17 protein-coding genes are annotated in these 23,559 nt (G+C 64.9%); 5 read left to right on the top strand and 12 right to left on the bottom strand.

Annotated features, from left to right (window positions below):
- Nucleotides 1-103: 103 nt before the first annotated feature.
- Together ACX1NL_RS07170 and lexA are read right to left on the bottom strand one after the other, a co-directional pair.
- On the bottom strand, nt 104-892 hold the full coding sequence (locus ACX1NL_RS07170) for a DeoR/GlpR family DNA-binding transcription regulator (protein ID WP_269952684.1): 789 nt from the start codon (nt 890-892) through the stop codon (nt 104-106).
- A 71-nt stretch (nt 893-963) separates the two neighbouring features.
- Entirely contained in the window at nt 964-1,644 is a 681-nt protein-coding gene (gene lexA / locus ACX1NL_RS07165) for a transcriptional repressor LexA (RefSeq protein WP_181888577.1), read from the bottom strand.
- Nucleotides 1,645-1,854: 210 nt separating this feature from the next.
- On the opposite strand from lexA, the gene ACX1NL_RS07160 reads away from it, so the two are divergent.
- Complete coding sequence (locus ACX1NL_RS07160) at nt 1,855-2,235, top strand: hypothetical protein (protein WP_458897737.1); 381 nt, start codon at nt 1,855-1,857, stop codon at nt 2,233-2,235.
- A gap of 56 nt (nt 2,236-2,291) precedes the next feature.
- Entirely contained in the window at nt 2,292-2,750 is a 459-nt protein-coding gene (gene nrdR / locus ACX1NL_RS07155; protein WP_034998765.1) for a transcriptional regulator NrdR, read from the top strand.
- 15 nt (nt 2,751-2,765) lie between these two features.
- Here nrdR and hrpA read toward each other — a convergent pair whose 3' ends face one another.
- Entirely contained in the window at nt 2,766-6,731 is a 3,966-nt protein-coding gene (hrpA, locus tag ACX1NL_RS07150; protein ID WP_458897736.1) for an ATP-dependent RNA helicase HrpA, read from the bottom strand.
- Nucleotides 6,732-6,746: 15 nt separating this feature from the next.
- Complete coding sequence (locus tag ACX1NL_RS07145; protein ID WP_458897735.1) at nt 6,747-7,703, bottom strand: LysR substrate-binding domain-containing protein; 957 nt, start codon at nt 7,701-7,703, stop codon at nt 6,747-6,749.
- A 117-nt stretch (nt 7,704-7,820) separates the two neighbouring features.
- Here ACX1NL_RS07145 and ACX1NL_RS07140 point away from each other — a divergent pair, with 117 nt between their 5' ends.
- On the top strand, nt 7,821-8,417 hold the full coding sequence (locus ACX1NL_RS07140) for a peroxiredoxin (RefSeq protein ID WP_194559401.1): 597 nt from the start codon (nt 7,821-7,823) through the stop codon (nt 8,415-8,417).
- A 40-nt stretch (nt 8,418-8,457) separates the two neighbouring features.
- On the top strand, nt 8,458-8,982 hold the full coding sequence (locus ACX1NL_RS07135; protein WP_181888572.1) for a carboxymuconolactone decarboxylase family protein: 525 nt from the start codon (nt 8,458-8,460) through the stop codon (nt 8,980-8,982).
- 187 nt (nt 8,983-9,169) lie between these two features.
- Here the strand turns inward: ACX1NL_RS07135 and ACX1NL_RS07130 are convergent, their stop codons facing one another.
- The 6 genes from ACX1NL_RS07130 to ACX1NL_RS07105 all read right to left on the bottom strand — a co-directional run bounded on the left by ACX1NL_RS07130 (nt 9,170) and on the right by ACX1NL_RS07105 (nt 20,357).
- Entirely contained in the window at nt 9,170-10,198 is a 1,029-nt protein-coding gene (locus ACX1NL_RS07130; protein WP_269952680.1) for an ornithine cyclodeaminase, read from the bottom strand.
- 53 nt (nt 10,199-10,251) lie between these two features.
- Entirely contained in the window at nt 10,252-11,766 is a 1,515-nt protein-coding gene (locus ACX1NL_RS07125; RefSeq protein ID WP_269952679.1) for an amino acid permease, read from the bottom strand.
- Nucleotides 11,767-11,802: 36 nt separating this feature from the next.
- The gene (locus ACX1NL_RS07120; RefSeq protein ID WP_458897734.1) at nt 11,803-15,234 is read right to left on the bottom strand and encodes a bifunctional proline dehydrogenase/L-glutamate gamma-semialdehyde dehydrogenase; all 3,432 of its coding nucleotides are present in this window, start codon (nt 15,232-15,234) and stop codon (nt 11,803-11,805) included.
- 147 nt (nt 15,235-15,381) lie between these two features.
- On the bottom strand, nt 15,382-16,629 hold the full coding sequence (locus ACX1NL_RS07115) for an NAD(P)/FAD-dependent oxidoreductase (protein ID WP_181888568.1): 1,248 nt from the start codon (nt 16,627-16,629) through the stop codon (nt 15,382-15,384).
- Nucleotides 16,630-16,727: 98 nt separating this feature from the next.
- A complete protein-coding gene (locus ACX1NL_RS07110; RefSeq protein WP_458898921.1) occupies nt 16,728-19,268 on the bottom strand; it encodes a DEAD/DEAH box helicase in 2,541 nt (846 codons plus the stop codon).
- Nucleotides 19,269-19,301: 33 nt separating this feature from the next.
- The gene (locus ACX1NL_RS07105) at nt 19,302-20,357 is read right to left on the bottom strand and encodes a PAC2 family protein (RefSeq protein WP_236883405.1); all 1,056 of its coding nucleotides are present in this window, start codon (nt 20,355-20,357) and stop codon (nt 19,302-19,304) included.
- Nucleotides 20,358-20,576: 219 nt separating this feature from the next.
- Here ACX1NL_RS07105 and ACX1NL_RS07100 point away from each other — a divergent pair, with 219 nt between their 5' ends.
- The gene (locus tag ACX1NL_RS07100) at nt 20,577-21,728 is read left to right on the top strand and encodes a DUF4192 domain-containing protein (RefSeq protein WP_458897733.1); all 1,152 of its coding nucleotides are present in this window, start codon (nt 20,577-20,579) and stop codon (nt 21,726-21,728) included.
- A 7-nt stretch (nt 21,729-21,735) separates the two neighbouring features.
- Here the strand turns inward: ACX1NL_RS07100 and galE are convergent, their stop codons facing one another.
- Nucleotides 21,736-22,725 (bottom strand): UDP-glucose 4-epimerase GalE, encoded by a 990-nt coding sequence (gene galE, locus ACX1NL_RS07095; protein ID WP_181888565.1) that lies wholly within the window; start codon nt 22,723-22,725, stop codon nt 21,736-21,738.
- Between the two features lie 20 nt (nt 22,726-22,745).
- Entirely contained in the window at nt 22,746-23,423 is a 678-nt protein-coding gene (locus ACX1NL_RS07090; RefSeq protein WP_181888564.1) for an iron dependent repressor, metal binding and dimerization domain protein, read from the bottom strand.
- Between the last annotated feature and the right edge of the window lie 136 nt (nt 23,424-23,559).

Here is a 23,559-nt window from a genome sequence, read left to right as displayed (position 1 = left end):
AGTCTGCAACGAGTGTAGGTCGCATTCATACGAAGATGCCACCATTTTCGCGCAGAAAGTCAAAGAACGCCCCAGTGAAATACGTCGGGCGGCGCACCGAGGGTTACTGGGGCTGCGCGAGCACGACCTCGATACCGTGCGAGCGCAGTTCGTCCACGAACGCGGAGGGCGCTTCGGCGTCGGTGATCACCACGTCGATGTCCGTCAGCGGCGCGAAGCTGACCACATAGTCGTTGCCCAGCTTCGTGGAGTCGCACAACACGACAACCCTGCGGGCGTTGGTGACCATCGCGGCCTTCACCGCCGCCTCCTTGGCGTCCACAGTGGACAGGCCGTGGCCGATGGACAACGCGTTGGTGCCCACGAACGCCACGTCGGCGCGCAACAGAGCGAGGGTGCGAAGCGCGGTACTGCCGACGACTGCCTGACTGATCGGCCGGACTGAGCCGCCGAGAAGCTGCACATCGTGCAATCCGGAATCGCTCAGCTCCAATGCAGTGGGGATGGAGTTGGTCACCACCGAGTACTCCCGGTCCCCGCGGGTCTCCGCCAGACGCTTGCCCAAGCTGCTGATCGTCGTGCCCGAGTCCAAAAAGATGGTGCAACTTTGCGCATCCGGCACGAACTGCAGCGCGGTTTCCGCGATCGCGGCTTTAGCGGCAAGGGAGGCGCGCTGACGGGTATCCAGCGGAATTTCCGTCGAGCGGTAAGACTGGCTCGCCACTGCGCCGCCGTGGACGCGGTGCACAGCGCCTTCGTCGTGCAACGCCGAAAGGTCACGGCGGATGGTCTCCGCGGTGACGTCGAAGCGCTGCGCCAACTCCGTGACGTTGACGCGGCCTTCAACTGCGGTCAAAGACGCGATTTGGCGTCTACGCTCCTCGGCGTACATCGATCTCCTGCGCTTGTCGCTATGTGATTTCCGGTCTGTGGGGCTGCGGCTGCTCGATGCAAACGCACCGACTACAGCGTACGGAACACCGAGATGACACGCCCCATGATCTCCGCTTCGTCGCCCTTAATCGGCTCGAAGGCATCGTTGTGGGGCAACAGCCACACACCGGTGGAGTCGCGGTGGAACTCCTTGACCGTCGCCTCACCGTCGAGCAACGCCGCGACGAACTCGCCCTCCTCGGCGTTCGGCTGGGAGCGGACAACCACCCAGTCGCCGTCGAGGATGCCGGCGTCGCGCATGGATTCGCCGACGACCTTGAGCATGAACACATCGCCGTCACCGAGCAGCTCCTCGGGCAGGGGGTAGTAGGTGTCCACGTTCTCCTCGGCGAGGATCGGGGCACCCGCGGCAATCTGTCCGACTACCGGCACGTAGCGGGCATTGCCAGAATCTTCCGGCTTCGCCTCCTGCGGCTTGCGCTTCTTTCGGCCGGCTTCCGGCATTTGGCGCAAGTCCACGGCGCGGGGCTTGTTCGGGTCGCGGCGGAGGAATCCCTTCTTCTCCAGCTCTTTGAGCTGGTATGCAACAGACGAGGTGGACTGCAGCCCGGCCGCGTCACCGATCTCGCGGATGCTCGGCGGGTAGCCACGCAGGACCACAGCGTCCTGAATGACCTGGAGGATCCGGCGCTGGCGGTCTGACAGCGCGTTGTAATCCGGGTTACCTGGATCGGACTTCTTTCGTGCCATGACGTTCTCCTTGGACTCGGTGGCGTTGTGCGCCTACGAACCTACCAGATAGGGCACTCATGTTCGATGGGCGCAAGCTTTGGGTGGACACGTATCAAACGTGATGCTATAAATCGAACACGTAAGCGTATTCGAACAAATGAACGTTAGAACGTTCGAGCGTGTCGGCGCCGAACGTAGAGTGTGCCGCAGAACGAAGGGAGACACACCATGTCAGTTGCAATCAATCCAGTACATAACACATTAGTTGGACGCGCCGGAGCCGCATCTGTGGTCCCTCCGGCAGAAGTCTGGGATGTTGATTCCGCGCCGAAGCGTCGAACAGGCGGCGCCGGTGTTCGAGCGATTTCCGGCTCCCATCGAACGGATGCTCGCTCATCTGCCAAGGGGAGTCTTGACGGTTCCTCCAATGTGAACGCGTTCGAAACACGGCACGAGACGCGCGATACGCTCCTGCTCGGCGTGTGCATGACTGCGGCGCTGCTTATCGGTTCCGCATTCGGCGGTGTTTTCTCGGCGCAAGCAGAGGATCCTTCGTCCATGTCCAGCGGCCAGGCGGCTCATTCGGCTGTGGCGGCAACTGCGCGCTAGGCAGGGCGTAGACTCACGGCTACGCCAAGCCTTGACAACTCTGGGGGTGGAAAACCGTGTTTTGTCCTTTTTGCCACAACGAGCAATCTCGTGTGACTGACTCGCGGCTGGTCGAAGCCGGCTCAGCAATTCGCCGCCGCAGAGAGTGCACCGAGTGCGGGGGGCGTTTCACCACAGTGGAAAAGGCCGTCCTCACTGTTGTGAAACGCAACGGCGTGAGCGAACCGTTCGACCGCGACAAACTCATCGTCGGCGTGCGCAGAGCATGCCAGGGCCGCGATGTCACCGACGACGCATTGAAGCGTCTGGCCCAAGAAGTGGAAGAGACTGTGCGCGCGCAGGGCAGCTCGCAGGTGCCCGCCCACGAGATCGGCCTGGCCGTCCTCGAACCGCTGCGTGCCCTCGACGAGGTGGCGTATCTGCGCTTCGCCTCCGTGTACAAGTCGTTCGAGAGCGCGGACGACTTCGAATCCGAAATCCGGCTCATGCGCCGCCGCGACCGCGAAGATTTCTAACCCGCGGCCATGGCGCTAACGCAGCGCGTCAATCTTTTTCTCAATGCGACGCTGGCTCACCGGCCTCGGCGTGCCCAGCCGCTGCGCAAACAGGCTCACCCGCAGCTCCTCAATCAGCCACAAGATGTCCTTGTAGGCCTTGGTCTTTGTCCGGCCCGCAGGCAAGGACTTCATACGCTGCGCCAAGTAAGCCTTCACCGAATCAATCACGGACTGCCGGTCGGCGTCGCGGTCCGGATCTAGGCGCATGTCCTCCAACCGGATCCGCATCGCGTCGATGTAGCGGGGCAAATGCTGCAAGTGGCCGATGCCGTGGACAGTCACCGCGTGCTTCGGCAGGAAGAACTGCAGCTGCGACGTCATGTCGTCGATAGCTGGGCCTTCCCACTGCCGCAGCTCCGCTGCAATGTTCGCGTACTCCGCGAGCGCCGGCGCCAACGTGACCACCACGCGGCGCACACCTCCTGCCACCTGGGGCCGGATTTCGCCCACCAACGCGTCGAACTCCTCGGGGGAGCGCACCGGCCCGCCGGAGGAGAACATCAGGTCGCGGATCACAGCGACGCGGGCGTCTTCCACAAGCCCGTCGGCGCCGCCGTGCGGGTAGCGGTCCACCGCCACCTTCTGCCGCAGCGGCAGCCCCTTGGTCATCTGCCCCGCGTTGACCGTGATCTCCCGCAGCAGCAGCGTCAGCGTCGCCGTGACCATCGAGGCGTCCGCGGCGGCCTTCGTCGGATGCACGGTGACCTTCACGCCGTCCTTGGTGGCCTCGAGTGCCGGGTAGGCGTCGACCTCGTTGCCGTCGATAGTGGTGGCTACCGTCTCCGACACCGCGCCGAGGGAGTCGGTGGTCCACTTCGCCACCGCATCCGATTCAGATGTGCGGCCGGCCTTGGACACGGAGGACTTGATCTTGCCGGCCTGGCGGCGCTTCAACGCACCGAGGTCCGTGTCGTGGTCGACCACTTTGCCGCGGCGGTCAATCGCGGCGAAGGTCACTTTCAGATGCTCGGGCAGCGCAGAAGGGTTGAAGTCGGCACCGTTGATGCCGCGCCCGCCGACGCTTCGAAGCGCCTCCGCGAGTGCCTCGGCAAACGGTGTTTCCCGCAGCTCGCGCTCGCTGACGCCGTCGGCGGCTTGCTGTGCGCGGATCGCGTCGAGGGCGCGCTCGGCGAAGTCGGGCGCCGGCACCACGGTCTTGCGCAGCGCCTTCGGCAGCGTGCGGATGTACTCCGCGGCAAGCTCCGAGCGCAGCCCCGGCACCAGCCAGTCGAAGCCGTCCGGCCGCAAATTGGCCAAAAGCGGCACCGGCACGTCCACGGTCACGCCGTCGAAAGGATCGCCCGGCTCGAACTTGTAGCGCAACGCGTAGTCGATGGAGCCCTGGCGCCACACCTCGGGGAAGGCGGCGGAGGAGGAGTCCACGCCCTCGTCGTCGAGAAGCGCGGCTGGGTCAAAGTCCAAGTAGTGCTTGTCCTCGGCCCGCTTCTTCTTCCACCAGGAGTCGAAGTGGCGTGCGGTGGTGACACTTTGCGGCAAGCGCGAGTCGTAGAACTCGAACAGGGTGTCCTCGTCCACCACCAATCCGCGGCGGCGCACCTTTTCCTCCACCTCAGCGGCTTCGGCGAGTAGGGCTTCGTTGTGGTCGATGAAGTGGTGGTGGCGGTTCCAGTCGCCCTCGAGCAGGGCGTGGCGAATAAACATGTTGCGCGCGCCCTCGGCATCCACACGGTGGTAAGGCACAAGCCGGTCGCGCACGATGGTCACGCCGTAGAGCATGGACTTTTGGTGCACCATCGCGGCCGAGCGCTTCCGCGACCACACAGGCTCGGAGTAGCTGTGCTTCATCAGCTCGCCCGCGGCAGCCTCCACCCAGGCGGGCTCGATCTTTGCCACGTCGCGCGCCCACAGGCGCGAGGTCTCCACCAGCTCGGCGGCCATGAGGAACTCCGGGGGCTTTTTGCTTAGCGACGACCCGGGGAAGACCAAGAACCGCGTCCCGCGCGCACCCTGGAACTCCTTCGAGTTGCCGTCGCGGGCGCCGATGTTGGACAAAAGGCCCGTGAGCAGCGACTTGTGGATCGCGTCGGCGTCGCGCTCGCCGGCGACGTTCTCGGCTCGGGACCAGCCCAGCTGGCGCTCCACGTCGCGCAGTTGGCGCACCAGGTCGAACCATTCGCGGATGCGCATGTAGTGCAAAAACTCGCGCTTCATGCGCTTGCGGAAGGCGTTGCCGGATAGCTCGTCGCGCGAGTCGCCAATGTAGTCCCACAGCTTCAGCGAGGACAGGAAGTCCGACGTCGCGTCCTTGAACCGGGCGTGGGCCTGGTCGGCCTGGGCCTGGTACTCCAGGGGGCGCTCACGCACGTCCTGGATGGTCATGCTGGCCACGATCACGGTGACGTCGTCGAGCACGCCGAGCCGGTTGGCCTCCACCAGCATGCGAGCCATCTTCGGGTCCACCGGGATACGCGCGATGTCGCGCCCCACCGCGGTGAGCACGGGTGCGCCGTCGCGTTCCTTGTCCGAAATCGTGCCGATCTCGTGCAGGAGCAGCAGGCCGTCGCGCACGGCCTTCTTATCCGGCGGCTGGATGAAGGGGAAGTCGTTGATGTCGCCAAGGCGCAGGGAGATCATCTGCAACACCACGGAGGCCAGGTTGGTGCGCAGGATCTCCGGGTCGGTGAACTCGGGGCGCGCCTCGAAGTTGTCCTCGGAGTACAGGCGGATGGCCACACCGTCCGCGATACGGCCGGAGCGGCCGGAGCGCTGGTTGGCGGAGGCCTGGGAGATCTCCTCGATGGGCAGGCGCTGCACCTTGGTGCGCGTGGAATAGCGCGAAATGCGCGCCAGGCCGGTGTCCACCACGTAGTGGATGCCCGGCACAGTCAGTGAGGTCTCCGCGATGTTGGTGGACAGCACGATGCGTCGACCGGAGTGCGGGGAGAACACCCGGTGCTGCTCCGCGTTGGACAGGCGGCCGAACAAAGGCACGACCTCCACGCCGCGCCAGTGCTGTTTCTCAATGGCCTCCATGCAGTCGCGGATGTCGCGCTCGGAGGCGAAAAAGCACAAGATGTCGCCCTTGCCTTCGCCCATGAGCTCCTTGCAGGCGTCGACCACACCGTCGATCATGTCGGTGTCGATCTCCTTGACGGAGCCGTCTTTTGCCTGCACCTGCTCCACCAGCGGGCGGTAGCGGATCTCCACCGGGTAGGTGCGCCCAGAGACCTCGATGATGGGGGCTGGGTTGCCCTCGGCGTCGGCAAAGTGCTTCGCAAACGCTTCCGGGTCGATGGTCGCGGAGGTGACGATCACCTTCAGATCCGGACGTTTCGGCAGCAGCCGCTTGAGGTACCCGAGCAGAAAATCGATGTTCAGCGAGCGCTCGTGCGCCTCGTCGATGATGATCGTGTCGTAGGCGTTCAAAAACCGGTCGCGCTGCATCTCCGCGAGCAGGATGCCGTCGGTCATCAGCTTCACCGCAGTGGACTCGGAAACGCGGTCGTCGAAGCGGATGGCGTAGCCGACGGATTCGCCGATGCCCTGGCCCAGCTCGTGGGCGATGCGCTCCGCCACGGTACGGGCTGCGAGCCTACGCGGCTGCGTGTGCCCGATCAGGCCGCGGCGCCCGCGGCCCAGCTCCAGCAGCATCTTCGGAATCTGGGTGGTTTTGCCGGAGCCGGTCTCGCCCGCGATCACCACGACCTGGTTGTCGCGCACCAGCTCCATGATGTCCTCGCGCCGCGCAGAAACCGGCAGGTTCTCCGGGTAGGTGATCTCGGGGACGAGGGCATCGCGCTTAGCGACGGCAGCTGCCGCCTTGTCCACGTCCGCCCCAATCGCCGTCAACGCTTCAGTGGAATTGGCCTTCTTCAAGCGCCGTCGGAACCTGCGCACGTCTGCGATCGGGACGCCGTCGAGCGCCTCATACAGCTGCGGCTTTGTGGGAGGTGAGGTAGGGGATGCGTGCTCATTCATAACCAGAGCGTGAGTCTAGCGCGGCAGCAGCTTACGGCTCGATTCCGTCGCTTCCTTGAAGGCGCGGGAGACTAACTCGCCGAGCTGCTCGAACTCCGGACGGCGACGAGACGAAGCCCGCATTGCGAGCCCGACGGTGCGTTTCGCGTCCACGCCCGGGCCGAAGGCGGAAACGGCGATGCCGGGGCGCGCGCACTCGGTGGACAAGGCGGAGACGGGCACCAGCGTGGAGCCGAGTCCGGCCACCACCAGCTGCACCACCGTGGTCAGCGACGCCGCGCGGGTGACTGACTGCGCGCCGGGGGAGCGGTTGACCTCCGCGATCTTGCACAGCTCCACGATTTGATCGCGCAGGCAGTGCCCGTCGTCCAGCAACAGTAGATCGAGGTCGCGCAGCGCGTTCAGATCGAGGTCTCCTCTGCCGGCCACGGGATGGTCGGGGGAGGTGATCACCGCGAAGGTTTCGTCGTAGAGCGGGATTTCCGACACCCCGGTGGCGCCGGTTGGGGTGGCGAGCACTGCGACGTCGATCTGCCCGTCGCGAAGCCGCTGCAGCAGCTCCTCGGTCTGGTTCTCCACAATGCGTGGCTCCAAGTCCGGGTACTCCTCCTCGATGAGCTTCAGCAGCGTCGGCAGGATGTACGGGGCGATGGTGGGGATCACGCCGATGTTCAGCGGCCCGGACAGCACCCCTAGGGCGCCGCGGGATTGCGCCACGAACGCGTCCGCCGCTTCCAGCGTCGCCTTGGCGAAGGGGAGAAGTTCCTCGCCGGTGGGGGTGACAATGACGCGCCGGGTGGAGCGTTCGATCAGCTGGATGCCCAGGCCGGCCTCCAGGGCGGCGAGGGCTTGCGACAGGGAGGGCTGCGAGATGCCGAGCTTGTTCGCGGCGGAGACGAAGTGCTTTTGCTCGGCGACGGTGACAAACGTCCGGAGCTGAGCGAGCGTCGGTTTATACTCTCGATTAGCCATGCCTATGAACCTACACGAAGTTCATAGGTTTTTACGTTGAAAGCGGGCGCGTTCTGTGTCATACTGGTTGCTGTCCGTTGAAAATCACCTTTGACCAGTTTCTTTGGAGGAATTTCTATGCCGATCATGACCGTTGGAGAGCGTTTCCCGGAGTTCGACCTTGTCGCGCTGAAGGGCGGCAACCTGAAGGAAGCTAACGCGTCTTCCCCGGACGACTACTTCGAGAACGTGTCGCTGGACAAGTACGAGGGCAAGTGGAAGATCGTCTTCTTCTACCCGAAGGACTTCACCTTCGTCTGCCCGACCGAGATCGCCGCATTCGGCAAGCTCAACGAGGAGTTCGAGGACCGCGACACCCAGGTGCTCGGCGGCTCCACCGACAACGAGTACTCCCACTTCAACTGGCGCGCGACCCACGAGGACCTGCTGGACATCCCGTTCCCGATGTTCGCTGACGTCCGCCACGACCTGATCCGCGCGCTCGGCGTCGAGAACGCTGACGGCGTGTGCGACCGCGCAACCTTCATCATCGACCCGGACGGCATCATCCAGTTCGTCTCCGTCACCCCGGACGCTGTCGGCCGCAACGTCGACGAGGTTCTGCGCGTGCTCGACGCGCTGCAGTCCGAAGAGGTCTGCGCCTGCGATTGGCAGAAGAACGACCCGACCAAGAACATCGACAAGATGGCCGTGGTCCAGGAGTCCCTGAAGTAAACCCTTTTTCAGTCAAACCCGTCCGGCAAAGGAGAACATGATGTCGATTGAGAACCTGCGCGGCGCACTGCCCGAGTACGCGAAGGACCAGAAGCTCAACCTCGGTTCGCTGACCCGCTCCACCGAGCTCAGCGAGCAGCAGCTCTGGGGTACCCTGCTCGCCTCCGCGGCAGCGACCCGCAACGCGAAGGTCATCGCAGAGATCGCTGAGGAAGCCAAGGAGCACCTCTCCGAGGAGGCTGTGGAGGCCGCGTACGGCGCCGCCACCGTCATGGCGATGAACAACGTCGCCTACCGCGCCAAGGGCTGGCTCGGCGACGATTACGCCAACGTGAAGTTCGGCCTGCGCATGAACATCATCTCGAAGCCGGGCGTGGAAAAGGCCGATTTCGAGCTGTGGTCGCTCGCTGTTTCCACCATCAACGGCTGCGAGCACTGCGCCGTGGCGCACGCCAACACCGTCCGCGAGGAGGGTGTGACCAAGGAGCAGGTCTGGGAGGCCGTCAAGGTCGCCGGCGTTGTCCAGGCTGTGGCCCAGGCAATCACCATCGAGGACGCCCGCTAAGCATTTACGCTTGACGACGGCACGACCTCCGGCAAGAACCCGCACGAAGCGGGGGCTGCCGGAGGTTTCGTCGTGAAGCGGGTGAAACCAGATCTCAAGCCGAACGCACCTGCAAAACCCCAGGTCGCGCCCACGCTTGAGGTCTGGTTTTGCGCTGAGGTCTGGTCTGTCGCGTGGAGCAGAGGCTCTACAGGGGGCTGAGCACGTTGGTGGTCAAGGAGAACAGGTCCTTCGGGTCGTCGGGGTCCGCGACTAGGTCGATGAACTCCTCGAACTCGGTGCCCGCCACGGAATCGCGAAGGTAGCGCAGCGCGGAGAAGTCCTCGATGGCGAAGCCGACGGAGTCGAACAGGGTGATCTCCTCGTCGCTGGTGCGGCCCTCGTGCTTGCCGGCGATGACTTTCCACAGCTCCACGACCTCGAAATCGTCGCCCTTGTTCTGGATCTCGCCCTCGATTCGGGTTTGCGGCGGGAACTCCACGAACACGGTGGCGTCGTCGAGGATGCGCGCGTCCAGCTCGGTCTTGCCGGGGCAGTCCCCGCCGACGCCGTTGATGTGTACGCCGGGGCGGACAAGCGAGTAGTCCAGGATGGTGTTCTGCGCCTTGTCCGCGGTGCAGGTGGTGATGATGTCCGCGCCTTCAACCGCGTCTTCGACGCTGGCGGCCATGTAGACCTCGATGCCGAGCGGCTCGATGTTGCGGCGGAACTTCTCCATCGCGTTCGGGTCGATGTCGAAGATGCGCACCCGCTCAATTCCGAGTGCCGCGCGGAAACCCAGCGCCTGAAACTCTGACTGCGAGCCCGCACCGATCATCGCCATGACCTCTGAGTCCTTGCGTGCGAGGTACTTCGCGGCCATGGATGAGGTCGCGGCGGTGCGCAGCGCGGTCAGCAGCGTCATCTCCGCCTCGAAGGTGGGGTAGCCGTTGTCCACATCTGCCAGCACGCCGAACGCGGTGACGGTCTGGTAGCCGCGGGCCGGGTTGGAGGGGTGGCCGTTGACGTACTTGAACGCGTACTCGTTGGAGTCCGAGGTAGGCATGAGCTCAATCACGCCGATGGGGGTGTGGCTGGCCACACGCGGGATCTTGTCAAAGCTTTCCCAGCGCACGAAGTCTTCTTCAATGTAGCTCTGGATGCCGGCGATGAGTTTTTCCACGCCGTGATGGTTGATCCAACGGCACATGTTCTGAACGTCTACGAGCTGAGGCATGAGGTTCCTTTCGGGTTTGGTTGGGTGTGTGGTCGGTTACGTGTGTAGCAGCGCTACGGGCTGCGCCGCGGCGGGTCGATGTCTGGGGCTTGCTCGCCGGTGATCTTCTCGTAATTCACGTGGGACCGGGAGATGAACTCCACCCGGTCGCGGACCTTGAACCAGCCCCACGCAAGCGCCGGCCACATCAGCAGCGACACCAGAAGCGTCCACGTGCCGATGGGGTAGTCGAAGGCCATGAGAACGACCACGAGCACCAAAAACAGCAGCGAGACAATGTCTGTGAACGGCGAGAACCGGGCGCGGTAGTCGGGGCGTGTGTACTTGCCTTCGCGCGCCAGGCGGACGAAGCGCATGTGGGACAGCGAGATGGCCGCCCACGACGCCATAGTGCCCAGCGCGGCGATGTTGAGCACGACCTCAAATGCAGCTTCCGGCACGAAGTAGTTGAGCACCACACCGAACAGTGCGACGCCGGTGGTGAGCAGGATGCCGCCGTACGGCACGCCGCCCTTGGTCACCTTGCCCGCCCACTGCGGGGCGGAACCCGCCTTGGACAGCGAGTACATGATGCGGCCGGTGGAGTACAGGCCTGCGTTGAGCGAGGACAACGCCGCGGTGATGACCACCAGCTGGGTGATGGCGCCTGCGTACGGCACGCCAATGGAATCGAAGAAAGTCACAAACGGCGACTCGTCGCCCGAGTACTCGGTGTAGGGCAACAGCATGCACAGCAGCAAGATGGAGCCGAAGTAGAACAGCAGCAGGCGGAATACGACGGCGTTGATGGCGCGCGGAATGTCCTTCTTCGGGTTTTTCGCCTCGCCGGAGGTGGTGCCCAGCAGCTCGATGCCGGCGAAGGCGAACACGACGCCCTGGATGACAATCAGCGCGGGCAGCACACCGTTGGGGAACCAGCCGCCGTTGTCGGTGATCAGCGTCAGGCCGGTCATGTCACCGCTCGGGTTGCCGAAGATCACCATGAAGGTGCCCACGGCGAGGAAGGTGAGCAGGAAAAGCACCTTAATCAGCGAGAACCAGAACTCCATCTCGCCGAAGAACTTCACCGACACCAGGTTCATGGCGGTGACTAGCACGATGATGACCAGGGCGTAGACCCACTGCGGCACGTCGTTGATCCAGCCGTAGTACTGGCCGAACCAGCGGATGTAAATAGCCAGCGCGGTTGCGTCCGCCACCGCGGTAGCTGCCCAGTTAAACCAGTACAGCCAGCCGGAAACATACGCGGCCTTCTCGCCGTAGAACTCGCGGGTGTAGGAGACGAATGACCCGGAGGTCGGACGGTGGGCGATGAGCTCGCCCAGGCTGCGCAGGATGAGATAGCCGATGAACCCGCACAGCAGGTACATCAGGGCCAGTGACGGGCCGGCCGCCTGCAGGCGCGAACCCGCGCCGAGGAACAGGCCGGTGCCGATCGCCGAGCCGATGGCGATCATGTTGATCTGGCGCGTGGACAGGCCTTTCTGCAAGCCCGCATCTTCGTCGGGGACGACGCCGGCCTTCGGACGGGCCGTCGCGTCTGGTTGTGGTGGTGGGGCAGTCGTCATCAGGGTGCTCCCTGTGTGTCTAGGTGGACGGGGGTATTAGTTCCGGATGCCAGCCGGATCGTGGATCACGCCGAAGCGGTGCAGCGTCGCAGAGACGGCCTGCTCCAGCAGGTAGGGAAGGAGCTCGCGGCGCCCGTCGATGAGCACGGGCCCGTCGAACACCGCCGTGGCGACGTCGCCGTAGAGCTCCTCGGGCGCGCTTCCGACCACGCGGATGCGGTCAGGCGTGCCGGTGACGGCGTGTGTGTCGACGGCCACATCGGCTGCCTCAAGCTCGCGGGCGATCGCATCCGGGGCCACCACGCGCACCTCGGTGCCGGTGATCGCGGCGGCGAGCAGCTGGCGGTACACCTCGCGCAGCCGGTAGCCCTCGCCGACGTAGACCACCACAGGCTCGAGGGTGCTGCGGTAGCGGAAGATGTTGGCCTCGGAGCGCAGACCGGAGTGGTCGTGGCCACGGCCGAACTCGTTGTCCCACGCGCGCTGGTCGTACTCGGCAGCGCGGGAGAGCCACCCGAAGTCCTCGTCGCTGACGTTGGCACGGAATGCGTCGAGAAGCTCCTGCACCTTCGCCGAGATGCTCACGCCTAACGACGGCGCCAGCTCCGCCCGCTCCCGCCACGTGCCCATCTGCGCGACGTAGTTCGGCCCGCCCGCCTTCGCGCCGGGGCCCACGGAGGATTTCTTCCAGCCGCCGAACGGCTGGCGTTGCACGATCGCACCGGTGATGCCGCGGTTGACGTATACGTTGCCGGCCTCGACACGGTCGAGCCACGTGGTGATCTCCTCGCCGTCGAGGGTGTGGATACCGGCGGTGAGGCCGAAGCCGGTGGAGTTCTGCCACTCAATCGCCTCGTCCAGATCCTTGGCGTGCATGATGCCCAGCACCGGGCCGAAGCACTCGTTCTGGTGGTACCAGGAACCGGGCTGCACACCGTCGCGGATGCCGGGGGACCAGAACTTGCCTTCCTCGTCGAGCTTGCGCGGTTTCAGGAGCCATGTCTCGCCCGGCTCCAGGGTGGTCAGGCCGCGCTCGAGCTTCTCGCCCGGGGCTTCGATCAGCCCGTTCATGGTGGTGGACAGGTCGGTGCCCGGGCCCACCACCAGGGTGGAGGCTGCGTCGAGCAGCTGGTTTTTCAACCGCTCGGATTCACCAGCGGAGCCGACAAGGATGGCCAGCGAGGCCGCGGAACACTTCTGGCCCGAGTGGCCGAACGCGGACAGGTACAGGTCGTTGACCGCAAGGTCCGGGTCGGCGGACGGGGTGATGATAATGGCGTTTTTGCCGGAGGTCTCCGCCATGACGTTGAGCTTCGGGTTCCAGGACTTGAACAGTTGCGCGGTTTCGGAGGCGCCGGTGAGGATGATGGCGTCCACGGCGTCGTCGGTAAGCAGTGCCTTGCCCGCCTCACCCTCGTCCGCGCGCACGTACTGCACGGTGTCGGCGTTGATGCCCTTGTCCGCGAACACCGCGTGGATGCAGTCCGCGATGAGCTTGGCGCACTGCGTCACCTGCGGCGCCGGCTTGAGGATCACGGCGGAGCCTGCGGCCAGCGCCGCCATCACCCCACCGGTGGGGATGGCTACCGGGAAATTCCACGGCGGCACAACGACGGTGAGTGTGTTCGGCTCGAAGTCCGCGGCGATCTCGTCCAGGTGGCGGGCGCTGTCGGCGTAGTAGGTGCAGAAATCGATCGCCTCGGAGATCTCCGGGTCGGACTGGTCCACCGTCTTGCCGGCCTCGTGTGCGGCGACCGCGACGAAGTCGCCGCGGCGGCGCGCGATCTCGTCGCCGATGGCGTCGAGGATGTCGGCGCGCTCGTGCGCGGAAAGCGCGCCCCAGGCCTTCTGGGTTTCCTGGGCGCGGGAGATGTGGTCGGCGATGACGGTTGGGTCAGTGATCTCCTCGCCGGTGTCTACAGCCGGCGGGTTTGTCAGGTGCTCGATTGCCCACGCGCGGTTGGCTTCAAGCGCCGGGTCCGTGTCCGGCTCGTTGAAGAAGCGGCCGGTGGTGGCCGACTCCGCGGAGACCTGGCGCCCGGTCTCGTTGGTGCGGTCCTGGTCCCGATTTGGACCGTTGCGCACGCCCCAGCGGTTGTCCACCGCCCAGCGGAAGACCTCCTCCTGCTCCTTAATCGGGTCCCGCTTATCGGTCTTGGGCGCGAACAGGGCGTGCAAGAAGTTCTGCGGTGCGGCGTTTTCTTCGAGACGGCGCACGAGGTAGCTCACCGCCACGTCAAAGTCGTCTTTGCGCACGACCGGGGTGTAGAGGATCTGGCGGCCGTAAGCCTCGCGCACGATCTGCTGCTGCGCCGGCGACATGCCCTGCAGCATCTCCGAGTCGAGCATGCCAGCGACACCGCGGCGCTGCGCCAGCTCGTAAGCGAGGGCAGAGGTGAATAAGTTGTGGGAGGCGATGCCGATGGCGACGCTGTCGGCGTACTCGGGGCGCACGATAAAGTCGAGCAGGCGGTAGTAGTTCGCGTCCACTTCGTCCTTGGTCAGGTACGGTGCCTGCGCCCAGCCCTTGACCTCCGCGTGGTGGCGCTCCATGGACAGGTTCGCGCCCTTGACCAGACGGATCTTGATCCTGGAGCCGCCGTCGGCCACGCGCTGCTTCGCAAAGTCTGCGAGGTACTCCAGCGCGCCGAGCGTGTCGGGCAGGTACGCCTGCAGCACGATGCCGCCCTGGTAGTCCTTGAACTCGTCCTCGCTGAGCAGCTGGGTAAACACGTCGAGCGTGAGGTGGAGGTCGTGGTACTCCTCCATGTCCATGTTGATGAACACCTGGGGGCTGCGGTCGCGCGCGGCGCGGTACAGCGGGCGGATGCGGTCTTTGACCAGCCGCACGCACTCGTCGTAGTCCCAATGATTGAGCTGGGAGACCATGGATGAGGCCTTGACGGACACGTAGGTCACGCGAGGGTTCTTGATCAGGTTCAGGGTGCGCTCTGCGCGGTCCGTCGCTTCCTTCTCGCCGAGCACGGCTTCGCCGAGCAGGTTGAGGTTGAGTTCCTCGCCGCGCCTCTCGGCGTTGTCGAGCAGGTTGTTCAACGCGTCGGACTCCGCGTCGAGCACGAGGTGGCCAACCAGCTGGCGCAGACGCATGCGCGCCGCCGGGACAACCACAAACGGCAAGAACGGGCCGACGAAAGCACCGGCACCGACGAGCAGGGCGTTGATGCGGCCGAGGAAGGACGCGTCGACGCCCCTGGTGATTGCGCGCAACGCGTTCGCGGCCACGCGGTTGTCTTCGGGGCGCATCACGCGGTCGACGAAGTCCATGGTGAAGCGGACACCGTTGTCGTCGCGAAGCATCTCGGCGAGCTGCTGTGTCTGGGCGTCGTCCGCATCGGCGTCGGCGGTCGCTTCCATCCAGTGGTACGCGCGGGTCACGGCCGCGTCGACCACATGATCGAGGTCAGCGGTGTTCTCGGGCGGGAGCTGGTTGGTGAGCAAGTTCGGCATATGTGTTCCTTACCACTAAAACAGTCCTATGTGACAACCCTCAAACTAATGCATATGTACGACGCAGGCCACTGATTTGTCAAAGATTCTCTGCGGGCATGAAAAAGCCCCGGAAAACACCGGTTTCCGGGGCTAGGGGAGGCGGGGTTAAAGGCCGCCGAAGGGGCCGCGCAACGGGTCAAACGGCGCGATGGTCTCGTCCACCTCGCCGGTCTCGATCTGCTTGGCCAGCATCTTGCCGGACAGCGGGCCGAGGATGATGCCCCACATGCCGTGGCCGCCGTTGGTGTAGACGTTGGGTACCTTGGTCGCGCCCACCAGCGGCAGGCCGTCCGGGGTCACCGGGCGGGAGCCGACCCACTCGTCTTGGCGGTCCTCCCAATCGATGCCACGGAAGAACGGCTTGGTGGTGTGGATCATGGACGCGATTCGGCCAGGCTGGAACGGCTCGTCCGGGCCACGGAACTCCATCGTGCCGGCGATGCGGAAGCGGCCCTGGTACGGGGTGCAGGCGATCTTCGGGTCCGGAAGGTACACCGGGCAAGTTGCCGGCTCTGCGGTCTCCACGGAGAAGGAGTAGCCGCGGCCCGCCTGAATCAGCGTGGTCACGCCGAGGTCCTTGGCCAGTTTCGGCAGCCACGCGCCGGTGGCCAACACGACGTTGTCAGCGTGCAGCCACTCGCCGGTGGCCAGCTTCACGGCCGGCTTGCGGGTGGAGCTGACCTCCACGACCTCCACGCCGGTGGTGACCTTGCCGCCGCGCTCCACGATGGAGTTCGCGATTGCCTGGCAGTACGGGCCCGGCTCGATGAAGCGCTGGCCGCCCATGCGGTACGTCGCACCCACCTTGTCGGTGAGCATCGGGGCGTCCGTGCGGGCGTCGTCAAGCGTGATCTGCTCGAACGGGATCTCCTGGCCGTGGCGCTGGGCGCCCTCGACCTCCTTGAGGAAGCCGCTGGCCTTCTTCTCGTTTTCGAAACCGATGATGAACGGGCCTTCGTGGGTGGTCGCCTTCACGCCGCCGGCCTCGAGCTCGTCGAAGGCCGCGAGCGCGCCGAGATCGGCCTTGGTCAGGCCCGCCATCGTCTTGTCCCAGGCGCGGCCGGTGGCGTGCGCCATGAAGTTGGCGCAGAAACGCCACAGCTTCGGGTCGATGCGCACCGGCACATCGAGCGCGGCGTGCTTATCAAACAGTGCGGTCGGACCGTATGCCCACAGGCTCGAGTTCGACAGGGGAATGGTCTTGCCCGGTGCCAGCCAGCCGGCGTTGCCCCAAGACGAACCGGCGGCGACGTCGATGCGCTCGAGCACCTCCACCTCATGGCCGTACTCCTGAAGATGCCACGCGGTGGAAAGTCCGGTCATGCCAGCTCCCACGACGATCGTGCGGGTCATTTATGGTCCTCCTCACAAAGAAGTTCGATTGTGCTGAGGGCAATGTACCGCAGCGCACACCTCGCCGCCCCGCATTTCGCCTATCGACGTCCCTTCGGTTACCCCCCTTTGATCACCAACTCCGCAAGTCGCACTTCGCCGGCCTCGTCGGAGGCGTCCAGATCGACAGTGCCGTGCAGCTGGAAGGCATTGTCGCCCTCCGGGTCCTTGATGATCTGGGAGACCGTCCACGACCGGCCTGTGGTGTCCGCAAGGCGGAAGAACTCCGGCCCGCGCGCGTCAGGGCCCAAGTCCACGTCGTCGTACTCGTCGAAGTAGTCGTCCATCGCCGCCGGCCAGTCCACACGCGCATCCGGTTCCAGGTAGTCCAGCATCTCCGCTAGCTGGTCCTCCTTCTCGTAGGCGAACAGCTCCACTAGGCGGAAGAAGTAGTTGCGCACCATGATGGTGAAGGCACGGCGGTTCGCAGTAAGCGCCGTGGGGTCCTCCACGCCGAAGGCGAGCTCGCGGTCGATGGTGTCCTGGCTCACCGGCTGATCGTCCCCAGTCATGTGTGCCCACTCGTCGATGAGCGAAGAATCCACCTGCCGGATCAACTCGCCGAGCCAGACGACGATGTCCTCCAGCTCCTCGTTCATGTACGCGTCCGGGATGGAGTAGGACAGGGTGCGCCACGCGTCGGTGAGGTAGCGCAGCACCACGCCCTCGGAGCGGGCCAGCCCGTAGGTGGCAATGAGGTCCGAGAACGTCATCGCGTGTTCGATCATGTCGCGCACCACGGACTTCGGCGACAGTTCGAATTCTTTGGCCCAGGGGTTGCCCTGGGTAAACGTGTCGAAGGCCTCGTCCAGCTCGTCGGCGAGCGGTTTGGGGTAGGTCACGTCCTCGATGATCGCCATGCGCTCGGTGTAGTCCACGCCCTCGGCTTTCAGCGCCGCGATCTCCTCGCCGCGGGCGGCGGTTTGCTGGGCCTGCAGCAGCTGGCGCGGGTCGTCCAAAATCGCCTCGAACGCGGAAATCACGTCCAGCGTGTAGGTCTCCGACTCCGGGTCCAGCAACGTGAGAAACGCCAGCGCGAAAGGGGACAGCGGCTGGTTCAGCGCGAAATCGCGGTCCAGCTCCTGGGTCAGGGTGTATGGCCGGTACGCGGGAGAATCCGGCGTGCGCTCGACGACCCCGGCGTTGATCAGCCCGCGGAACAGGTTGACCGCCTGGATGATGTCGCGGTTCTGTTTCGCCCGCGGGTCGTGGTTCGTGCGCAGCAGATGCCGCATGTGCTCGTAACCGTCGCCCGGGCGGGCGACGACATTGAGCAGCATCGAGTTAGACACCTTGAACTGGCTGGTCAGCTCCTCCGGCTCGGCCACCTTAAGGCGCTCGAAGGTGTTCTCGGACCAGCTGACCTCGCCGTCGCGTGCCGCCTTCTTGCGGATCTTCTTCAGCTTCTTCGGGTCGTCGCCCGCCTTGCGGCGCAGCTTCACGTTCTCGATCTCGTGCTCCGGCGCCTCGACCACGACCGTGCCCTCGGTGTCGTAGCCCGCACGTCCGGCACGCCCGGCGATCTGGTGGAACTCGCGGGACTTCAAGATGCGCTGGCGGGTGCCGTCGAACTTGGCCAAGCCGGTGATCAGCACCGTGCGGATCGGCACGTTGATGCCCACGCCCAGGGTGTCGGTGCCGCAGATGACTTTCAGCAGTCCGGTCTGGGAGAGCCGCTCCACCAGGCGGCGGTACTTCGGCAGCATGCCTGCGTGGTGCACACCGATGCCGCGGCGCACCAGTTTGGACAGGGTTTTGCCGAAGGTCGTCGTAAAGCGGAAGTCCCCGATCTCGTCAGCGATGCGCTGCTTCTCCTCAGGCGTGATGATGTTCATGCTCGTCAGCGCCTGCGCCCGCTCCGTGGCCTCGCGCTGGGAAAAGTGCACCACGTAAATTGGCGCCTTGTTGTCTTCGAGCAGCTCCTCGATGGTCTCGTGCACCGGGGAGAACACGTAGTGGAAGTCCAAAGGCACCGGGCGCTCCGCGCCGCCGACGTACGTGGTCTTGCGACCCGTGCGCTCAGTGAGGTCCTTCTCCAGCCAGGCGGTGTCGCCCAACGTGGCGGACATGAGAAGGAACTGCGCCTTCGGCAGCTCCAGCAGCGGTACTTGCCACGCCCAGCCGCGCTCCGGCTCCGAGTAGTAGTGGAACTCGTCCATCACCACCTGGTCGATCCGGGCGTCCTTGCCTTCGCGCAGCGCGATGTTGGCCACGATCTCGGCGGTGGCGGCGATGATGGGGGCATTCGAGTTCACGGACGCGTCACCCGTCATCATGCCGACGTTCTCCGCGCCGAAAATCTCGCACAGCGCGAAAAACTTCTCGCTCACCAGCGCCTTAATCGGCGCGGTGTAAAACGTGCGCTGGCCGCGCGCCATCGCGATGAAGTGCGCGGCGTTGGCCACCATCGACTTACCCGATCCGGTCGGGGTGGCCAAGATGACGTTGTCGCCCGCAAGCAGCGCGAGCGAGGCCTCCTCCTGCGCCGGATACAGCGAGATGCCGCGGGATGTCGTCCACGAATTGAACGAGTCCCACACGGCATCCTCGAACAGCGATTCGGGGGCCTGCGCAATGTCTTCAAGCAAATCGGTCAGCATCACAGCATTCACCGTAGCCGACCGGCCGACACGCTAACGGGGGTCGTCGCCGTAGCCGTCCCCGTCGGAATCCCCTTGGTCGTCGTCAAGCGAACGCTCGGGAGCCGAAGGATCGATGAAGAAATGGTCGCGCAGGCGCTGATCCGTCTCCTCGCTGTGGGGGAGGCTGCGCTGCTCGTTGCGGTCCCGGTCCTCGATGGCGGTGAGGTAGTTCTCAAACGCCTCGCTGATCTCCTCGCCGCTAGGCATCTGTGCCTCGCCCGGCATCATCGCCTGCGGGTGGCGGTCGCGGTACTCCTGCATCTCCCGGTCGTAGTGCTCCTCCAGGGCCTGCACCACATTCGTGATCTCGTCCGAGTTATGCGTCTGCTCCGCCAGCTGCTGCGACACCCGGCGCATATCCGCCTCCAGGGAACGCAGCGGGAACTGCAGCTTGGTGGAATCCTCCACGGACTGCAGCAGCTGGAACGTCGCGTGAGGGTACGGCGAAGCCGCTACGTAGTGCGGCACGTGCGCGGTGTAGCCGGCGACCGGGCGGCCGCGCTTGTGCAGTTCCCGCTCGATAAAGACCGAAGCGGAACCAGGCACGCTGACCATGCCGTCGAATGTGAACATGGAGCCGACCAACTCGCGGTCGTTGCCGTGGGCGGAAACCACCAGCGGGCGGGTGTGCGGAGCACCCATCGGAGCCGCATAAAGGCAGATGGTCTTGCTTACGCCAAACCGATCCGCGAGATCCGCCACCGCACTACTAAAAGCCTCCCAGCGCAGGTCCGGCTCCGGGCCGGAGAGGAGAAGGAAGGACTGGCCCTTCTCGTCGCGAACGACGCGCATATCTAGTTGCAGGTCCGCAACATCGGTGATTTCGGCGTGCGACAACGTCACCGTCGGGCGGCGGGAACGGTAATCAATCAGCTCGTCGTTGCTAAACGTCGCCACAGTCCTCGACTCCAGCGCGGCCTTCAAGTGGTCGGCCGCGGACTCAATGGCGTGGCCCGCATCGGCGTAGCCGTGCATCGCGACAATAAGGGCAGGGCCGTTGTTTGCCTCCCCGCTCACCTGCGGCGCGGGGTACTCAAGTTCGTACATACGACGTTCCTGCGTCATGGTCTTCGGCCTCCTGAAATTGCTCGCCTTCCCGGCTTTCGTGCTCCACCCACACAACGGTTGGCGTCGCGGAATATTCCATTGTGCCCGACCCGCAACCGGAAGTTGGCACCCACGGCCTTAAGGATTGCGTACGAAGAGGTGTGAAGAAAACTTCGCTCCCGCATGGAACCGGTGCGCCCCTTCGAGCGTCTAACAGTTATGGATATTCAGCCACAACCGCACGAAACAAACCATCCGACCAGCCCGATCTCGCCGTGCCCGAGCGCGCAGTTGCTCCGCTCGCCGGCACAACTCATCGCCTCCATCCCGGCCGCGCTCGGCTACTTCCCAAACGAGGCGGTAGTGCTCATCAACGCCTACAGCCCACCGGGAGCTTCACAGACCTTGGAAATCGGGGCCTACCTCGACGCCGATGTGGGAAGCACCGAGAGTATTCAACGCGCGCTGCAACGCATCCCTCTCGCCCGACATGTGGCCACCTTTGCCGTAATTGTCACGCGGGTTCCGGAGTCCCAGATGGTTGCGGTGGCTGCGGAAGGGTTGCGAATGGCAGCGGACGCATTCGGCGAGATCGTCGAAGCCTGCTGGATCGTCTCCGAAATCGCCGACGGCACGCACTACCAGTTGGTGTTCGGACCCGACCCGGACACCGCCAGTGCAGTCTGGGAATGGAGCGCGGGCTACGAGCAAGGCACGGTGACCTCGGTGGCAGCGGCAGAACCGATGCGCCCGTTGATCGACCACGGAGTGCTGCCGGAGCTGCACAAGGGCGAAGTGTTCTCCCACTTTGCCCCGGTCTTCGAGCCTGATGTGGAGACAGGGGAGGCTCTCGCGCCCGCCGCGTACACGCGCGGCGCTGAATTGTTCCAACTGGTGAAGATGGCTCCGAAAGCCGCGCGGGTCCAGATCAAAAGAGCATGTAGCGTCTACGCCGCCGCGCCGAACGCGGGGCTGATCGACATCGACGGCAGCCTCTTTATCGACGACGTGTTTACCGGTCAGGACGACGTCGAGCTGTTCGCCGCCATGCTGTCCGGAAGTAGATTGCGCGACTTCCTCATTCTCGACGCGTTGGAACGCCCGCGGGCGGCCGGAGCGGTGCTGTTGACCATCGCGCGCAATTTCCGCGGGGAAATCAGGGCGAACGCGCTGTGCCTGTGGGCCATGATCGCCTTGTCGCAGGGACTCATCGGTTGGGCCAGCGCGGCGCTGGAGTGTGCAGAGGGGGAGCTGCCGGGGCACAACTTGACCGCGTTGTTGGGCGGCGTGTTGGACATCGGGCAGGGCCATTCACTACTCGAGCTGTGTCGCCAGGGGTGCCTAGACACCTGGAGCGAGCTCGAGGGGTAATGCGCGTCTAGCGTGCGGAATGCGACCGGTCCCCGAGCTGGCGGGTGAACTCCCAGGCGTCTTCGACGATGGTGCGCAGCTGCGTCCGCGTCGGGTTCCATCCGAGGGCGTCGCGGATCTTCTCCGAGGACGCGATCAGCGTCGCCGGGTCGCCTGCACGGCGCGGCGCCACCTCCGCCGGGATTGGGTGGCCGGTGACCTCGCGGCAAACCTCGACCACCTCGCGAACGGAGTACCCGTCGCCGGAGCCCAAGTTGTAGATCTGGTGCGTGCCGGGGGAGTTGGCTTCAAGCGCGAGCACGTGCGCGTCTGCGAGGTCCCGGATATGGATGTAATCGCGCACGCACGTGCCATCCTTCGTGGGCCAGTCGTCGCCGTACATCATGATCTTGTCGCGGTAGCCCATTGCCACCTGCAGCACGATGGGGATCAGGTGCGTCTCCGTGATGTGGTTTTCGCCGATGCCGTTGTACGCGCCGGCGACGTTGAAGTAGCGCAGGCTGGTTGCGCCAAGGCCGTAGGCGTTGCAGTAAGAGGTGATGGCGTCATCGATGGCCAACTTCGTCGCGCCGTACGGGTTGGTCGGCCGGGTGGGAGCGTCCTCCGTAATCGGCACCACGTCAGGTTCTCCGTAGGTGGCGGCAGTGGAGGAAAAGACCAGCGAATTCGCACCGTGGCGGCGCATCGCATCGAGCAGAGCCAGCGAAACGTCGAGGTTGCCGTGCCAGTACTTGGCGGGGTCCTCCATGGACTCGCCGACAAGGGACCTCGCCGCAAAATGCAGCACGCCGTCCACCGGTGCGGCGCCGTCTGCGGCGAGCACATCGTCGATGACGTCGCGGATCTCACCTTCGACAAACGTGGCGCCTTCCGGAACGGCGTAACGGTTGCCGGTGGACAGATCGTCCACGACGATCACTTCGTGTCCCGCTTCGAGCAGGGTGGCAGCGCATACGCTGCCCACGTAGCCGGCGCCGCCGGTGACAACAAGCTTCATGGCAGTCCTTTCCGTGCTGGCTAGTCTTCGCGCTCCACGCGAAGGGCATGCGAGACATCCGCGGTGAGAACGAAAGTCTCACCCTTATCTGTGGACACCTCCAGTGCGCCGTCTTCCAGCGGCTGCAGTTCCACCGTCTGGCCCACCAATTGGCCGGCGGCCCTTGGCAGTGCGCCGTCCTGCAGGATCTCGCTGATCTGCACCACCTTTGCGCGCACAGGTTCCTTGAGCCGGAGGTCGCTGGCGCGGGTGCCCGCTTGGTCGGCGGTGCTGGCGGCTGCGCCGAGCTCGTCGAGTGCGGGGATTGGGTTGCCGAAGGGGGAGCGGTCCGCGTTGTCCAGCACCGCGACGACGCGGCGCTCCACATCTTCGCTCATGACGTGCTCCCACCGGCACGCCTCCTCGTGGACCTGGGCGAGGTCCAGCTTCAGCACGTCCGTAAGCAGGCGCTCTGCAAGACGGTGCTTGCGCATCACGGCGGTGGCGCGCCGGCGCCCCTCATCGGTCAGCGACAGGGAGCGGTCGTGCTCGACCACGATCAGTCCGTCGCGCTCCATGCGAGCCACCGTCTGCGAGACGGTGGGGCCGGATTGCTCGAGGCGTTCCGCGATTCGCGCGCGCAGCGGCGTAATGCCTTCCTCTTCCAGTTCGTAGACGGTGCGCAGATACATCTCTGTGGTGTCAACGAGGTCACGCACTGTGATGCTCCCTTCCAATCGCGGTGCTGGCTCGGGGTCCAAAAACCATGTGGCAACACTGTAGCCCAGCACCCGCGGCGGTACCGGTGAACCTCATGCGGGGCGCTGGGCTGTAAACGTGTGCTGACTGCGGCAG

The organism is Corynebacterium sp. CQ3829_602738 (assembly GCF_054478435.1).
The sequence above is the reverse complement of the archived record's forward strand: the minus strand, read 5'-3'. Positions and strand labels throughout refer to the sequence as shown.

Bases quoted from the DNA above. Each gene is read 5' to 3' on its own strand.
- ACX1NL_RS07170 (WP_269952684.1), bottom strand. From the start codon at position 892: ATGTACGCCGAGGAGCGTAGACGCCAAATCGCGTCTTTGACCGCAGTT.
- lexA (WP_181888577.1), bottom strand. From the start codon at position 1,644: ATGGCACGAAAGAAGTCCGATCCAGGTAACCCGGATTACAACGCGCTG.
- ACX1NL_RS07160 (WP_458897737.1), top strand. From the start codon at position 1,855: ATGTCAGTTGCAATCAATCCAGTACATAACACATTAGTTGGACGCGCC.
- hrpA (WP_458897736.1), bottom strand. From the start codon at position 6,731: ATGAATGAGCACGCATCCCCTACCTCACCTCCCACAAAGCCGCAGCTG.
- ACX1NL_RS07145 (WP_458897735.1), bottom strand. From the start codon at position 7,703: ATGGCTAATCGAGAGTATAAACCGACGCTCGCTCAGCTCCGGACGTTT.
- ACX1NL_RS07140 (WP_194559401.1), top strand. From the start codon at position 7,821: ATGCCGATCATGACCGTTGGAGAGCGTTTCCCGGAGTTCGACCTTGTC.
- ACX1NL_RS07135 (WP_181888572.1), top strand. From the start codon at position 8,458: ATGTCGATTGAGAACCTGCGCGGCGCACTGCCCGAGTACGCGAAGGAC.
- ACX1NL_RS07130 (WP_269952680.1), bottom strand. From the start codon at position 10,198: ATGCCTCAGCTCGTAGACGTTCAGAACATGTGCCGTTGGATCAACCAT.
- ACX1NL_RS07125 (WP_269952679.1), bottom strand. From the start codon at position 11,766: ATGACGACTGCCCCACCACCACAACCAGACGCGACGGCCCGTCCGAAG.
- ACX1NL_RS07120 (WP_458897734.1), bottom strand. From the start codon at position 15,234: ATGCCGAACTTGCTCACCAACCAGCTCCCGCCCGAGAACACCGCTGAC.
- ACX1NL_RS07115 (WP_181888568.1), bottom strand. From the start codon at position 16,629: ATGACCCGCACGATCGTCGTGGGAGCTGGCATGACCGGACTTTCCACC.
- ACX1NL_RS07110 (WP_458898921.1), bottom strand. From the start codon at position 19,268: ATGCTGACCGATTTGCTTGAAGACATTGCGCAGGCCCCCGAATCGCTG.
- ACX1NL_RS07105 (WP_236883405.1), bottom strand. From the start codon at position 20,357: ATGTACGAACTTGAGTACCCCGCGCCGCAGGTGAGCGGGGAGGCAAAC.
- ACX1NL_RS07100 (WP_458897733.1), top strand. From the start codon at position 20,577: ATGGATATTCAGCCACAACCGCACGAAACAAACCATCCGACCAGCCCG.
- galE (WP_181888565.1), bottom strand. From the start codon at position 22,725: ATGAAGCTTGTTGTCACCGGCGGCGCCGGCTACGTGGGCAGCGTATGC.